Origin of the sequence: Desulfuromonas sp. TF (genome assembly GCF_000472285.1) — a bacterium.
In the GTDB taxonomy this organism is placed as follows: domain Bacteria; phylum Desulfobacterota; class Desulfuromonadia; order Desulfuromonadales; family ATBO01; genus ATBO01.
On sequence record NZ_KI421425.1, the window covers coordinates 50,458 to 66,239 of the forward strand.

The 15,782-nt window shown below is 59.3% G+C and carries 7 protein-coding genes and 1 riboswitch; of the genes, 2 read left to right on the top strand and 5 right to left on the bottom strand.

From position 1 onward, the window contains the following. On the bottom strand, window positions 1–5,852 hold a 5,852-nt coding region (locus DTF_RS25765; protein WP_155890868.1), incomplete at its 3' end, for a DUF11 domain-containing protein. A 154-nt stretch (window positions 5,853–6,006) separates the two neighbouring features. After that, window positions 6,007–6,083: riboswitch (cyclic di-GMP riboswitch) on the bottom strand. A gap of 419 nt (window positions 6,084–6,502) precedes the next feature. Here DTF_RS25765 and queF point away from each other — a divergent pair. Continuing rightward, complete coding sequence (gene queF, locus DTF_RS0117925; protein WP_027716443.1) at window positions 6,503–7,330, top strand: NADPH-dependent 7-cyano-7-deazaguanine reductase QueF; 828 nt, start codon at window positions 6,503–6,505, stop codon at window positions 7,328–7,330. Window positions 7,331–7,404: 74 nt separating this feature from the next. Here queF and DTF_RS24330 read toward each other — a convergent pair whose 3' ends face one another. After that, complete coding sequence (locus tag DTF_RS24330) at window positions 7,405–8,196, bottom strand: hypothetical protein (protein WP_051361444.1); 792 nt, start codon at window positions 8,194–8,196, stop codon at window positions 7,405–7,407. Window positions 8,197–8,866: 670 nt separating this feature from the next. On the opposite strand from DTF_RS24330, the gene DTF_RS0117935 reads away from it, so the two are divergent. Continuing rightward, window positions 8,867–9,304 carry a hypothetical protein gene (locus DTF_RS0117935; RefSeq protein ID WP_027716444.1) on the top strand — a complete coding sequence of 146 codons (438 nt, stop codon included), beginning with the start codon at window positions 8,867–8,869 and terminating at the stop codon, window positions 9,302–9,304. 25 nt (window positions 9,305–9,329) lie between these two features. Here the strand turns inward: DTF_RS0117935 and DTF_RS25770 are convergent, their stop codons facing one another. The 3 genes from DTF_RS25770 to DTF_RS24340 form a co-directional block, all read right to left on the bottom strand. Next, complete coding sequence (locus DTF_RS25770; protein ID WP_051361445.1) at window positions 9,330–13,826, bottom strand: chemotaxis protein CheB; 4,497 nt, start codon at window positions 13,824–13,826, stop codon at window positions 9,330–9,332. A gap of 450 nt (window positions 13,827–14,276) precedes the next feature. After that, on the bottom strand, window positions 14,277–14,918 hold the full coding sequence (locus DTF_RS0117945; protein ID WP_155890869.1) for a hypothetical protein: 642 nt from the start codon (window positions 14,916–14,918) through the stop codon (window positions 14,277–14,279). Next, the coding region (locus DTF_RS24340) for a CHAD domain-containing protein (protein ID WP_193352718.1) at window positions 14,911–15,782 on the bottom strand (872 nt) is incomplete at its 5' end. The genes DTF_RS0117945 and DTF_RS24340, both read right to left, overlap by 8 nt.

Sequence of the window (15,782 nt, forward strand, 5' to 3'; positions counted from 1 at the left end):
GGCACCTGGTCGTCCAGGACAACGCCCGTGGCCGGTATCGCACCGTGGTTGCTGATGACGATGGTGTAGCGCAGCACGTCTCCCGGATCGACGATCCCCATCGAACCGAAATCCTGAGAAATCTGCACGGTCTTCTGGGCGATGAGGAGCGGCAGATTGCCGACGATGTCGCGGGTCGGATCATCAACAGCGGAGGTGTTCGGGTCATCGGACGGTTTTTCGGGGGCGATGCCGCCGCCGACCCCTGCTCCGCTCACGAAGCCCTGGTTGGAAATGATCGTCCCGTCGACGACAACGTTGTTGACGGTCACGTCGAAGGTGAGGGTCGCGACGTGAGTCGCGGGGTTTGCGTCCGCACGCATCACACCCGGTGTCGCATCCTCCGGCGCGTTCACCGGCAGGCCGTTTTCCAGGGGTGATGCACCGGAAGGCGAGTCCGCAACCAGAGTGCCGTTCAGCCGGGTGCTGTTGGCCGCATACGTGGTATGGACCGGAATCAGGTCGCGCAGCGAGACACCGGTCGCGTCCTCGTTGCCGATGTTCTTCACCGTGATGGTGTAGCGAAGCACATCTCCCGCCATCAGCAGGCCGGTATCCCCGCTCATATCCTGCGATGTCTTCAAAACCCGGAAGGCCGGCGCGGAGCTGATCAGCGTGGAGGTTTGGTTACTGGCCGCGGGAGGCAGATTGGCGGCGGAGAGCTGCGCCTGATTCAGCACCGGTGTGCCGTTTGTAATCACCGCGGCCAGCGCCGCCTCGAACACGACGGTCAGCGTGTCGCCGGCTTCACCCTGAGCACCCAGGGTCAGGTTGCGGATGTCGACAATTCCCGTGCCATTGGCCCCGCCCGCGGCATTGCTGCCGGCGCTGTCGGCGTTCGTATCCGAGACGCTGAGCACCTGCATGCTGCCGGGGGCAAACTGCGCAGCCAACTCGTCCACCAGGGAGGCGTTGGTCACCGGGACGATGCTCTCATTGGTGAGAACGAGGGTGTAACGGAGCGTGTCGCCGGGCCGGGCGTTCGCACCCGGATCCTCTCCCGTGGTCGCATTGACGACGGACTTCGCGAACGAGACCGCGAGCGGGGTCGTCAGCGTCAGAGCGGCGGGCTCGGTGAAATAATCATTGAGCACCGGTGTGCCGCTGCCGGTCCGCTCGACAGCGCCCTGGTCGCCGTTCAGACCGCTCCAGCGACCGATGACGCTGTTGGTCAATGTCTGACCGGGGTTGACACCGTCGAGGACACGGACCTGGTAGGTGACGGTGACCGTCGCCCCTTCCGTAATATCGATATCGATGCCGTTCACCGGATCCCAGGTGAGGGTCTGGGGGGCACTGACGCCGTCGGCGCCGTTGCTCAGCGGATCGGCCAGCGCCGCGCCGTTCACCGTCGCACTGCCGGGCTCGTAGGCGAGCCCCAGACCCAGGCTGTCCTCGATGATGAGGTCGAAGGCGTTCGAGAAGTTATCCCCGTCGCCGGCACCCGCGGAGGTAAAGCTCAAGGTGTAGGTCAGGAGTTCCCCCGCGTTGGGGGACGTTGAAGATGCCGTCATGGCGACCGTCACCGACGGTTCGACGATGGTCAGCGGACCACTGGTGAAGGCGGTGACCAACCCGGCCGGCATATCCGTATAGGTATAGGAGGCGGTATTGGCGAAACTCGTCCCGGCATTGGCCAGATCGTTATTGGCCACCCGGGTCCGCAGGGTGATGATGGCCTGTTGGCCGGCTGGAATCGAGACGATCGTCAGGCTCACCTGATCCGGCGCCACGGTGTTGTCAATCAAGGCAACAACGTTGCCGTTCCCGTCGACGGCCGTTGCGCCCAGATACTCCATGGCGCCGTGCAGGTTGTCGGTGACCACCACGTTGTCCAGGGTCGCGTTCATAGGCACTGCCGGCACCCTGATCTGGTAGACCACCTCTTCACCGATGGTCGCTTCCCCGCTCACCGGCAACTGCAAGGCCTTCGACAGCGACTCCAGGCTCAACAGGTTGGTCATCCAGACTTGCGCCGGGCTGACGGAAGCATAGAGGCGCCCCGGTTCGGACAACGGAAGCGACCGGTACTCAGGAAGCCGGGCCTGGTTGCCCCAGGTCTTCTGAACCGTGAGATCGGTGTGGAAACCGATGTTGTAATCGATCGTGACGCATTCGCCCGGATTGACCGGGGCGCTGTCCAGCAGCGCGGTCCGCATCTCGCCGCCGCGCCCTGGGGCACTATAGGTATAATCGGTAGCCGCGATCAACGTGTTGGCGCCGATTCTCACCACCGGCGGATTCGTCGTCAGGTCGCTTTCGTCGAGTTCCGGCGCTAGCAGGTCGGTAATCACCACGCCGTATGCCGGCGCCAGGCCGTCATTGCAGGACGACAGCCGGAAATTCATCACATCGGTGGCAATGTTGACCTGGTAGGGATCGGCCAGGGTGCCGCTGCCGAGACGACCGCTGCCCAGATCAACCTTGCTGATCGGCCGCATCTGCGGCTGGCGGACCTCAATCCGTGCCGATGCCGTCAAACGATCGGGCGCGACCGCCGGATCGCCGCCCGTATAGAAGAGCTTCGCCAGGTTGTCGCGCGGAATGGACGCGTCATAGGCCACACCCACGGGTGGCGCATCGGTGACGACCGTGGCGACATAGCGGATGACCAGGGCGTCAACCGGCGTACCGTCGTTGCTCGGCGAGTTGGTAATGTCGCCGAACTCCCAGCGCAAGGTGCCGATAGCGCCGGCCGGCGGCGGCGCCGTCAACGTGTAACTGAAGTTGCTGCCGGCATTGATGGAGAAGCTTTCCAGCGCCATTCCCGCAGGCAGCGCATCCTCGACCGCGACACTGCGGGTCGTGTATTCCTGGAGATTCAGCGTCAGTTCGTAGGTAGCCGTGTCACCAACGCGCAGGATCGGATCGGCCGTGCTGCCTGGTGTCTCGGTATAAGAGTCCTCGACAACCGATTTGGCGATGGAAGTATTGTCAACCGTGCTGACGGTGGCGGTGACCGGTCCATAGCAATAGTCGTTGAGCGTATCAGCCGCCGGGCAACCGGCGCCGGTGCGCTCGTCCGTGCTTGCGCCTGAAAGCGATGTCCAATCGGCATAGACGCTGTTGACGATTTCTGCACCCGTCACCGAGACCACGGTCACCTGGTAGGTCAGCACCAGAGACTGGCCGGCGGGGATGGCGAGCGTGGGGTCACCGTTCTCGCGGCCCCAGGCCAGGGATCCGTCGAGCATGGTGGTCGGATTTGCTATAAAACCAGCAACCTCGACGCCGTTTATCCTCGCTGTGGCGGAATCGGCGACCAGTGACACGGTCGCCGGCAGCGTGTCGACGACGTTCGTATCAAACGCTGTGGAGTTGCCGCTATTGGGAATCGTGAGCACGTATTCGAGGACATCGCCTACCGTCGCCGGCTCGGTGGCCGATTTTCCCGTCGGGCTGACAAAGCTCACCGTCTTGCTGGCCGCGGTTACCGCCGGCTCAACCACGGCCATGTTGGCGGTGAATCCCTCACCACCGGGATTTTGGGTGACATCGTCGCCGTTCGACCGGTTGTAAGTGTACGTCGCGGTGTTGTTAAAAGTCAGGCCGCTATTGTTGGTGGAAGTGTTCAACAGCTCTACGGTTATTTCGATGACAGCCTGACCATTGGCGGGGATGTCGATGCCGGTAATGGTGTCTTCGACTACCAGTTGGGTGTTGCTGCCGCTGGTGTTGGTCAGTGTCCAGGTGCCGCCCGAGACGACGCTCGCACTCACAAAGCGCAGTTCGGCAGCCGACTGGCTCAGGTCATCGAGGATCCGCACATCGTACAGAGGCGCGGGGATCGGGTTCGCGGGCACTGTGATGCGGTACTTGAACTGTTCGCCGATCGTCGAGCTCGTCTGCGTATTCGCCTTCGACAGTGGGCCGGGAGTCTGGATCAATACCCTGGTCGGATCGGCCGGTTCACCCGGTGGGGCGATGCCGTTGACAAAGGGGTCATCGCTAAGCGCACTGAGGGCATCGTCAGCGACGAAACTCGCCTGGTTGAGGACTTCGGTGCCGTTGGTGAGGGTCGATTCCAGAGTGAGGTCGAACTCGATCACGATCTCGTCGCCGACTGCGACGTTCAGAGGGCCCCCATCGCCCCTGATCTCCAACTGGCCCGTTGCCTGATCAAAACTGTAGGTCGCGCCCGCAGGAAGCGTCACCATGGCGAACGTGCCCGGCACGAAGCTGTTCAGATCCATCGGGTCGCTGATGGTGATCCCGTTGATCGTCTGATCGACATTGAAGAGGCGCAGCCGGTACCGCAGCCGGTCACCCGGAGCGGCCACGACCGCCGGGCTCACATGACTGCTCAGATTCTCGACGGTTTTCTGAAAGTAATAGCCGGACAACGCCGTCGTGATGGTGTAGCTGTCCTCGTGATCGATGATGGAGGGTGTGCCGTCGCTGAGCGTTCTGCTGAAGGTGCGGCGACCGGAAGTGCTGCTGTCGGCGCTGAACCACTGCGTTCCGCCGGCGACGTTGGTCAGCGTTCTGCCGTCTGCTGTGCTGTCGGCATCGAGCTGAGTCTGGTAAGCGATGATCAAGTGCTGCTCGGGCGCGATTGGGCCCGCGGCGTCAGTCATGGTCAGACTGAACTGGCAGGCGGGCGTGCCGGTCGCACCGGTGAAGTTGAGCGAGTAGTCGGCGCCCGGGGTCAAGTCCCGGACCAAGGTGCCGTCACCGGCGACAATCCTGGCGCTGACTCCCGGGCGTGGATCGTGATCGCACATGCCGGCGTCGGCGCCGTCGGGGAGTTGGTCGAGGATCGTGACGTTCCAGGCATCGCTGCCGCCAGCGTTCTGAACGTCGATATCAAAGGTCGCCATGACCCCCAGGTTCAACGCCGTCTCATCGCTCGACTTGGTGACGACGAGATTGGGGTCGGCGATGGTCATCGGAGCCGATTGCCCCCACTCGCCCGGCAGAGGTTCATAGAATGTTCCGTCGATGAGTCTGCCGAACTCCCACTTGGCCGTGTTGACAAATTGCGTCCCTGCCACGTTCGCCGGCGTGTCATTGAGGACAGCCGTGATCTCAATGATGATCTGCTCTTGGGACGGAATCACGAAGTTGCTGGGGAATTCAAAGGTGAGCAGACCGCCCGCATTGGAGAATGTATGCGGCACTGGCGTACCGTCTCCCTGCCAGTAGGCGACGTGGCTCACATAGGCGAGATCGGCGCCCGTCGCATTCAGATCATCCCAGACAGTGATGCCGTGCAGGTCGTTTAGCGACCCGGCGTTGTTGATGACGACGCCAAAGGCCGGGTCATACAGGACCGGGATCGTGAGCCTGTAGGCGAAGGGCTCACCGATGGCTGCCGTCGTCTGGCCAGCGGGGTTCCGCTTGTCAATTTTCTCTACGGGTATTAAAAGGTTCTGACAGCTCTCCTGGATCTTGGTTGAGGACCCGTTGGTAAACCAGATCTTGTGTTCATGAGTGGAGTTACACGACATGTTGCCGGTGTGCACGACATTGTCGAAGACAACAAGCCATCTTTCTTCGTTACCGCCAGGCTGTGTATAAAAGCTGAAGTTGGTGTCCAGCACGTTGGGAGAGGGAAAGTTTTTGATCGTGCAATTCGCGTCGATCTGGATCTGGTCGGGAGCAGAAACAAAATTACCGTCGATCACTCCGTTGTACGGGGGATCGGAGCAGTTGACCGCCAGTGCCGGGGAGACCGCACCGAGCAACAGCGCGAAGAAGAGCAGCAGCGGCAGACCGAGCCTGGAGCCGCATAGTGTGCGCGGCTTGCCCCACAACGACAACGCTAAGGAGTCAGCGGCGGCGATGATCAGTTTAGTCCGGAGTTTCGACACAGATTCCCTTCTAACGCCATGACAATTTACGAAATAGAATTTCAGCCCTGCCTGAATGAAGAATAAAAAAAGGAGCGTCCATCTACTTGACCGAAGATGGACGCTCCTTTGGGAATCACCCTGCCGGGTGCCGTTGAGGATGCGTCATCATCTCTTCGGCAGCCCGGCCATCCTTTATGCGGATCCGTGGCTTTGCGTCCCCGGATTACTCCGGGTTTGCCTTTATCGGAGATTGCCTGCCCCTCTTGCGAGGGGAATGATCTTTGTCGGCCGATTCCGGTATTGCATCGGCCGCTTGGGCCATCTTGAAAGCAGAACCCGTGCCAGAGATGGAGCCCTCGGTGCTTTTAATCTCCCCGAAGCGACTCGCGGTTTCGCCGATTGTGTCTGTAATCTTCTAGGGTTGATCCGAATTGAGCAGAATGTCTATCGGCGGCCGGCGGCATGGCCCGGAGGAGGACAGCGGATACATATTCGGGGTTTTCACAGCAAGGGAATGACAATTTGAGGTTCGGGGAGCAAAAAAAATGGTGCGCTTGCCGGGAAATGGCTGAGCACCTCTCGTGGAAAATTGACAACCACTCCCCTGCTGGAAGAGAATAGGCGAGGAGCCATTTTGCATCTTTCACCAGCGAGGTAAACCAGACTCCATGACCACCTTCGAATCCTCACTGCCCCTGGGCAAGGCTACCGTTTACAAATCCGAATACGACCCGCACCTTCTCTGTCCCGTCCCCCGCACCCTCAAGCGCGAGGAGATAGGCATCGGCGACGAACTTCCCTTTTCAGGCTTCGACCTCTGGAATGCTTACGAACTCTCCTGGCTCACCCCCAGGGGAAAGCCGGTGGTCGCCATGGGGGAGTTCCGAGTCCCCTGCGAATCGGAGCACCTGATCGAATCCAAATCCTTCAAGCTTTATCTCAATTCCCTCAACCAGACCCGGTTCAATGATTTCGAACAGGTGCGCCGGGTACTCGTCGAAGACCTCTCCCGGGCGGCCGGAGCGAATGTCGACGTGCGGCTGATGGAGTGCGAAGGGTTGGCGGGAGGGATCGCGACCCTGCCGGGACGCTGCATCGACAATCTCGACATCGAGGTTTCCGGCTACCGGCTCGATCCGTCCCTGCTGGAGGGAGCGGCCAACCCGGAAAAGGTCGTGGAGGAGACCCTCCACAGCCATCTGCTCAAAAGCAACTGCCTGATCACCAGCCAGCCCGACTGGGGGAGCGTGCTGATCCGCTACAAAGGCCACCAAATCGCCCCCGAGCCTTTGCTGCGCTACATCATCTCCTTTCGCCAGCACAACGAGTTCCACGAACAGTGCGTGGAGAGGATCTTCGTCGACCTGATGTGTTCCTGCCGCCCGGAAAAACTCACCGTTTACGCTCGCTATACACGTCGCGGCGGGCTGGACATCAATCCCTTCCGGAGCAATTTCGAGGAGGAGGTCGAGAATCTGCGGCTGGCGCGGCAGTAGGGAGCGCCGGAAAGGACTTCGCCGGAGGGTCAGTAGATCTCCCCTTTCCCCCCTTAGGCCCTTCGCTCCTGCCGTTAAGGCTCTACCTCTGAAAACTCGTTCACCCGCTCTATCACGGCGTCGACAATCAGACCGGCTCCGGGGGCATAGATCTTGATGTCCTTGGAACTGGGCTCCAGCGGCGTTGTCTCCTGTATTCTCACGCTGTCGTTGAAGATGCCGGCGGGAGTCTCCACCGTCAGGCCCATTTCGACGTGGTCGGCCTGGTCCAGGGCCACCTCCGGCGCCACCTCCTGAAAGTATCTTGCCCCCAGGAGGAAGGTCCCCGGCATGATCAGGCCGGGCATGTTGATGCTCTCGCCGTCCTCGGCAAGCTCCCCGGCAATCCAGGCCCCTGCCTCCGCGCCGGTGATGATTTCACCGTCCTCGTAAATCGTGACCTCCTCGCCGAAATAGTAGACGGAATCGGTTTCTTCGCAGCGGGCAAAAAAGTTGGTCGACTCCTCCACCAGTTCGCCATCGATCCATTCCGTCTCTTCGACGACCCGCGTCACCACGACGCCGAGGCCCAGGGCACCGAGGTCGATCGGCATCGTATCGTTGGTGACGACAATCTCGACCTGAACGAGTTCCTTGTCTTCCACCCCCTCGAGCAGAATGGGGTTCATGGGTCCTGCGGCGGGATCCAGGGAAAAGTAGGCGTTACCACCCGTCACCGAGAAAGTGCAGGACTCCAGATCGAAGTCGGTGGTGAACTGCTTGTGTTTGCTTGCGCTTTCCGCCCAGGAAAGGCTAGAGGCCAGAAGCAGCGAAAGCACTATCAACCCCAGCGATCCCCGTTTGAAAACTCCTCTAAATTCTCCCATGGTCGGCTCCTTTCAGCCAGGGTCCATGGCGACGTTCGGTCGCAATGAACGTTTTTACCACGACCATTTTCTGAAAGTTCTAATCTGCTTATATCAGGTCTTGAAGGGGAAGCAAGTCATCGAAAAAATGAGGCGGGAATAGCCTTGTCAGCCTGTTCCCGCCCTTTCATGCTGCCTTGGTGCTTACGGATTATTTTTAATTATGGTCCCCTTTGCTCCGACAATTACGGTATCTGTGCCGTCGCTGAGCACGCTGTAAAGATGATTGCTTCCATGGTCGGTCGCAGCCCAGGCGCTTCCGTCGGCCGAGGTGAGAATGAGACCGCGATAGCCGACGGCTAAATCCGGTGCCCTGATTGGATGGCGATGGTTGGGTCATAACCGTTTCGTCGCCGCCGACGCCAACGCCGCAAGGTGAAACGCCGTATATTCAAAAGGATGCGCTCGAGTCCCCCGGACGAATATTCAACGAAACCATCTGCTCTATCTCAGGGATTTGCCGGATGGGCGTAACGAAAAACGTCCCCTCTGCCAACCTGAGGAAATGATATAAGTAGAGTATGAGGAGCGGATCGAATCTCTGCTGATTGGCTTGGATTTTGCCAAGGCCACGGCCCCCGCGTCACGCCGGCAAAACCGGGCCACAACAGACGGCAAGAGGAGAACGACCATGACTGCACCAAACATCGAAGGCACCTACCGGCTGTTCCGCCGGGAGCTTCCCGACGGCACCGTCCAGTTCCCACCGGTTGTGAAGGGGATGATCACCTATACGAAGGAGTTCCGGAATTTCAGCGTCGTCTGGAAAGACGAAAAGGGAAACTTCTATTCGGAGTGCTATGCTGCCCGCTACACGCTGACGGACGAGGAGTACGCGGAGACTCAGGAGTATCTGATCCGAAACGATCAGATCGGGGGAAAGGGGATCAGCTACGATCTTTCGAACACCTCGGCCACCTCCCCGGTGACCGTCGAAGGTGGGCGCATCCGGTTCGCCCTGCCTCAGGCTTTCGAGAGGGAGCTCTCCATCACCGTGGAATTCGATGGAGACAAATTCAAGGCTGCGGGAAAAGGCCTTTTCGTTGATTACTGGGAGAAGGTTGCCTAAAAAAGGGAGACTGTCCTGGCTCACCCTATTTATTGCCGCCGAGCAGATCCTTGATCACGGCGAAGAGCTTCTGGAAGTCGATCGGCTTGGCGACGTACGCATCCATGCCTGCATCGAGGCATTTCTGCTGATCTGCCTGGTAGGCATGGGCGGTCAGGGCAACGATGGGAATGTGTCCTCCCTTCTCTTTTTCCTGCTCCCGAATGAGACGGGTTGCCTTGAAGCCATCCACAAGCGGCATCTGCACGTCCATCAGGATAAGGTCGTATCGCTCCCTCCCCCACATGTCCACCGCCTCCTCGCCGTTGACGGCGCAGTCGAAATCGAGTCCGCCGTGCCGGAGCATGGTTCCCAGGAGTTCCCGGATGCTTGCATCATCCTCGGCGACCAGCAGGCGCCGCCTGGCAGCACCCGCGGCAAGAGGATCAGGAACAGGGTCAACGGCCGGTGGCTTGGGGGAAGCCGCGAGCTCCGTTATCGTGGTTTCTCGCAGAGGCAGGGTGACGCGGAAGGTGCTCCCCACCTCCGGCTCGCTGCTGAAGGAGATGGTCCCTCCCATCTGTTCAACCACCTCCTTGCTGATGGCCAGGCCGAGACCGGTGCCCCCGAAGCGGCGGGTGTGGGAGATATCCCCCTGGCTGAAGGGTCTGAAGAGCGAATGCCGCTTATCTTCGGGAATTCCGATTCCGGTATCTGCCACGGTAAACGTTATCCTGCGCCGGCCATCGGCATCCGCCTCCCCGGAATCCACCCGGACCTTTACCTCCCCCTTCTCGGTGAATTTCACGGCGTTGCCGACCAGATTCACCAGGACCTGCCGAACCCGACCCCCGTCCCCCTTCATCAGCTCCGGCGTACCGAGAGCGACTTCCAGCTCCAGTTTCAGTCCTTTGCGGCGGGCTTCGAGGTCGAACAGCTCAACCGCTTCCCTCACTGTCTCGTAAAACAGAAACGGTTCTTCCACAAGGGTGATCATCCCCGCCTCGAAGCGGGAAAATTCCAGAATGTCATTGAGGATTCGCAGCAGGGCATGGGCGGATATCCGCACCTTCTCCAGATATCCGCGCTGCTCGTCGGGGAGATCTCCGAGAAAAACGAGGTCGAGCATGCCAAGAACGCCGGTCATGGGAGTGCGCAGCTCATGGCTCATGTTGGCCAGGAACTGCCCCTTGGCCCGGGTGGCCGCTTCGGCCTCCGATTTCGCCCGATTCAATTTCTCCTCGGCAGCCTTCCGCTCGGTGATGTCGTGCACCATTCCCACGGAACGGATGATCCTGCCGATTTCATCCCGGAAATGCTCGCATTTTTCGTGGACGTAACGAATTTCCCCCGTCGATTTCCGCACGACGCGGTGGTCGATTTCGTAGGTGTCCCGCCCCTCACGCAGCGAGCCTAAGTAGGCCTCGTCAACCGCCTCCCGGTCCTCCGGATGCACCGCTTCGAGAAAGGCCGTGTAACTGGCGCCGAACTCCTGCGGTTCGAGGCCGAAGATCCGGTAGACCTCATCGGACCATGTAAGGGTGTCATTGACCAGATCGAGTTCCCAACTGCCGAGATGGGCAATCTCCTGCGCCCGATTCAGGCGTTCCTCGCTTTGCCGCAGCCCTTTTTCCGCGCGGTTGCGTTCGGTAAGATCCCGCCCGTAGAAGTTGACATAGCCCCGCGCGGGGATCGGCACGAGCGCGAAGGAGAAATCGTGCTCGCCGCTGTGGACCTGCAACTCCTGGGTCGCCCTAATCTCCAAGGCCGCCGCCAGTTCCCGCCGCACGGATTCGGGAACCTTCTCGCCGGCGGAGCACCGCCACTGTGCCAGGAGGTCGGTGGCCGCGCGATTGGAGTAAAGCAAAACACCATCGCCGTTCACGCGCAGAACCGGAAAGGGGTTCTCCTCGGGGAACAGGGCCGTACTCCGGAGGTGCCTCTCCGCCCTTTTTAGGTCCGTGATATCAATGAGGGTGACGACGATGCCGTCGATCCTTCCCTCGGTACTGCGATAAGGCAGGACACGCATCAGGTATTTATGTTGACCCTCAATCGTCGCCACCTCCCGCTCCATCGGCGCGAAGGAGGCCAGCACCGCCCGAGCATCCTCGGAGAGGCCGGCCCAGTCGATAGTCCCTGCAAGATGCCGGAAAGGACGGCCGATGTCGGCGGGAATCAGGTTGAATATCTCCGCCATCGCGGGGGAGAAGCGCCGGATGATGAGCTTCGGATCGAGGAAAATGGTGGCGATCTCGGAGCTCCTGAACAGGTTCTCCATGTCGCTGTTGACCCGGTCGAGCTCCTCCACCTTGCCTTGCAGTTCGGCATTGACCGTGACCAACTCTTCGTTCAGGGCCTGGAGCTCCTCCTTGGAGGTCTCCAACTCCTCATTGGTGGACTGAAGTTCTTCGTTGGCCGAGTGAAATTCCTCATTGATCGACATCAGCTCTTCGTTGGCCGATATGAATCCCTCCTGTGAGGTTTCCAACTGCTCGGTGACGGCCTGGAGCTGTTCGTGCGTAAGGCGCAGTTGCTCCTCCAGTTGACGGATCAGCATCTCCTTGGAAGCTTCGTCTCCCGCCCCCTCTTCTTCGCCGCCCGCCGACACGAACGCGGGGGTCTGAGATTGCGACATCTCAAGGACAACCATCGCCAGCTTCCCGTCCGAGGGTGAATTCTTCAGGGGCTCGACCAGCACATTGATCGCCGTCTCCTCCCCGTCAAACACCACTTTTACCCCCCGGAAAGCGACCTGTTTCCCTTCGTTGAACGACCTGTAAATCGCCGCCCTCAGGGAAGGACGGAGCTCCGACCTGACCATCTTCAAAAAGTTCCGGGTCCATTCCCCCGCCGGCACTTCGAGAAGATGGCTCGCCCGGGGTGAGATATGGAGCACCTCGTAGTTCTCGTTTACCACCAGGAAAGGGGGAGAGTAGCGCTCCATGAGGAGCTTCTCCGCGATTTGCCCCGGTTTCGGCTTCCGGGCTCCCTGATCCTTCTGCTGTTCCGATCCGTAAAAACGGCGAAGCGGTGCGGTAAAAGGGAAGCTCATGTCTTCGCGGCGCCCTCCCTCAAGGCGCTCGAATATCTTCCATCTCTTGTCTCTGACGGCAAAGAGGTCGCTGTCGCGCCCTACGTTTTCGGAGGCGCCCAGGAAAAGGAAGCCCCCGGGTTTCAAGGCCATGTGAAAGAGCGAGAAGAGACGTTTTTGCATGTCGGGGTTGAGGTAGATGAGGAAATTGCGGCAGACCAGGAGGTCGAGCCGGGAGAAGGGATGATCCTTGATGAGGCTGTGGTGAGCGAAAACAACCATCTCCCGCAGTTGCTTCGCCACCCTCCATCGACCGTCGACCTGGGTGAAGAAGGCCTTGAGCCTCTCTTCGCTTACATCCGCTTCGATCTCCTTGGGATACAAGCCGGCTCTGGCCTGGGCGATGGCGGCTTCGTCGATGTCGGTGGCGAAGAGCTGCACCCTGGCATCGAGTCGCTTTTCGTTCAGATATTCTCGGATCAGAATGGCCGTGGAATAAACCTCTTCGCCGGTGGCGCAGCAGGCGTGCCAGATGCGGACCGGCTCGTCGGGCTCCCGGCTTTCGAAAAGTTGCGGAATGATTTCCTGGCGCAGGATTTTGAAGGCCTCGGGATCGCGGAAAAAGCTGGTGACCCCGATGAGAATCTCCTGTCCGAGAGCCCGGGCCTCCTGCTCGTCGGTCTCCAGCAGGGCCATGTATTTCTTCATCCCGGACACATCGTTGACCGCCATTCGCCTTTCGATCCGACGGATGACCGTATTTCTCTTGTAGGAGCTGAAATCGTCCCCTGTCCTGGTCTTGACGATGGCGAAGATGGCGGCGAGATCCTCCTCCAGGGTGGTGGTCAGGCAGGCGCGGGAAGGAAGGGGGCAAGCCCCCAATGCGATATCGGCGATTTTCGCCGCCATCTCTTCTGCCGGGAGAATGAAATCCACCATGCCGCCGGCGATGGCGCTCCGGGGCATGGCGGGATTGATGGCCGTACAGGGTTCCTGGACGATGACGATCCCCCCGGCCTCCCTGACGGTCCTCACGCTTTCCGCTCCGTCGGTTCCGAAACCGGACAGAACCACGGCTATCGATCGCTCCCCCGCCTCGGAGGCGAGAGAACGGAAAAAGCAATCAACGGGATGAAATGCTCCGCGCCCGTCTGCCGGCGCTTCAAGCCGGAAACGGCCGCCATGCAGGGTCAGCTGCCTGCCGGCGGGGATCACATGGACGGTATCCGGATGGGGCTCCATCCCTTCCTCGGCAGTCAGCACCTTCATAGGGGTGTAGCGGCCCAGCATCTCGGCGAGAAACGACGGCCCGTCCGGAGGGAGATGCATGATTACCACGAAGGCGAGTCCGCAGTCCGAAGGCAAGGCGGTGAAGAGCTGCTCCAGCGCATCCTGCCCGCCGGCAGATGCCCCGATTCCGACCACAAAGCAGGGTTTTTGCGGCGCCTCTTTCACCGTAGTAGACGGGTGAGCGGCCTCTTTGTTCTCCATCCCCTTCGACGCGTGCATTTCACTATTCTTTCCCGTCTGTCGGTTTATCCATACCGTTCAGCGAAAACCATGAGAACTCTTATTCTTCCGTTTTTATAAGAGAGCCCGCAAATCTGTACACAAAGAGTAGTTGATGACGAGTTCGAAGGCATGGCCATCAGCCTTGACTTTAGAACTTAAAATTGTGAAAGCATACGATGTTTTGAACTAAAAAACAATCGATTCATAGGATTCCTCATGTGGCCGCCTACAGCATCAACGAGTCTGTAGAAAAAACCTCTACTATCTACGAAATAGTATCTTTCCCGCAGCTCGAATTCCGACCGCGGAATTTGATACGCCTGTTATTCTCACTTTAACTGCAAGGAAAGAACGGCCAACCCCGAAAAGGGGTTGGCCACTTCAATGACGGAGGATGGAGGACGGGACGCTAAGCCCAGTCTGCTGCTACTTCTGTTTTTGGGTACTTCAATTAATCAGCTTCAACCAACCCGGGTAACTGAGTGAATTCGCCTCTGAAAGTTCGACCCCTGGCGGGCTGCCGTGTCTCCTGAAAAAATGGCCGACCGCCACATTCAGGATGTCAAAAAGTTTCGCATTTGGTTCGAACGCCTCAAAACCGAATGTGAGCCATGATGGTTGCCGTGCATCCATGGTGACACGAGTCAGTTCGACGCTACAACCTTCCTCACGGTCAGAATGAGCCGACCCTTTTTCCGCAAAGGTCTCCGGGCAGGCCGTAAATTTGCGCAGGAGGCGCTCTTTGGTCACCGGCTGCCAGATTCCGACGGAAAGCAGGTCATCCAGCAAAATCGGCAATTTGGGACTGGCAAGTGACCACTTGACCCAGCGTTGCAGCACCCCGCTTTGGCCCGTTGGCCAGAAGCAGCTTCCTGCGGTCTCAGCCAAAGCCTTGATTTCGAAATTCTTATTCCTCAGCTTGACTCCCGTCGTTTCGCATCCTGGCAAAACAAGGTAGATATCGGTGCGAATTTCGGAATCGGGCATCGGCCCCTCGCCGACAAACCAGGATTGCATCGATTCCACGTTTCGTTCGGGCCAGAACCAGCGGATTTCGGCGGTATTGAACAAGCAAATTCCGTCAGTCATTTGGGTTCCAGCCGTCGCCAGCATCTTCTAGAGAGCCCACTTTAGGCCGCAGGGTTTGCTGGAGCTGCCAGGCCTTCCAATAGCCGCGCAACCGTTTTCCGTGGTTGGTCGGTTTCTCGACATAAATCCGGCCACCCAACGGACGGGCGCGAAGGTGCAGCTCGGTTTGGCGACGCTCCACCAGGCCGATAAATGCCTGCAGCATTTCCCGGGAACCGTACTGCTCCGGATTTCCCTGGAGAGTCTGACGCAAAATAGCCAGGTCGTGGCCGTCTCCAAGGTAGTCGGAAAGCCGCTTCAACTCCTCACCGTATTTCGCGAAGAGACCAGGCCAAACGTTCTGCAGCAGTCGGGCGTGATACCAGTGGTATTTCACCCTTTTGCGCCATTCGTGAAAAGCCACGACCGTCAATTGCTCATAAGCCTGCTTCATGGCCTTGCGTCCCCGGCGATAGGTTTTCACTAGGCCCTTTTCGAGCAAATCGAAATCTTCTTTTTTGAGCGGCCAAGCATCAATCCGTTCACGTCCCTGGCGCATCATGTCCAGAAAAACATCGAGACGGTCCTTGACCTCTGAATTCTCGGTGATCATCTTCTCTTGCCGCGTCACCAGTTCTCTGCGCAATTGGCTAAGGTCCTCGACTTTCACGGCCGGAGGAAAATGTTGCAGAAGTTCGTCAAAGGATTCGATGAGCGCCTGAGCGTCCCGGAAACGGGAAAGGTTTTTCGAGCAGTCCCTGTACGCGGCGTTTTCCTCCTGATAAACCTTCTCCATGTGGGGTCTGACCAGCCGCACCAAGCCACGCAATTTTTTGCAGCGTTTTCGAACCTGATGAATCGTTTCATGTACGTCCAACTCTTCGT

What these genes read in the sequence shown, in the direction of transcription:
- queF (WP_027716443.1), top strand. Translation starts at nt 6,503, where the DNA reads ATGACCACCTTCGAATCCTCACTGCCCCTGGGCAAGGCTACCGTTTAC.
- DTF_RS24330 (WP_051361444.1), bottom strand. Translation starts at nt 8,196, where the DNA reads ATGGGAGAATTTAGAGGAGTTTTCAAACGGGGATCGCTGGGGTTGATA.
- DTF_RS0117935 (WP_027716444.1), top strand. Translation starts at nt 8,867, where the DNA reads ATGACTGCACCAAACATCGAAGGCACCTACCGGCTGTTCCGCCGGGAG.
- DTF_RS25770 (WP_051361445.1), bottom strand. Translation starts at nt 13,826, where the DNA reads ATGCACGCGTCGAAGGGGATGGAGAACAAAGAGGCCGCTCACCCGTCT.
- DTF_RS0117945 (WP_155890869.1), bottom strand. Translation starts at nt 14,918, where the DNA reads ATGACTGACGGAATTTGCTTGTTCAATACCGCCGAAATCCGCTGGTTC.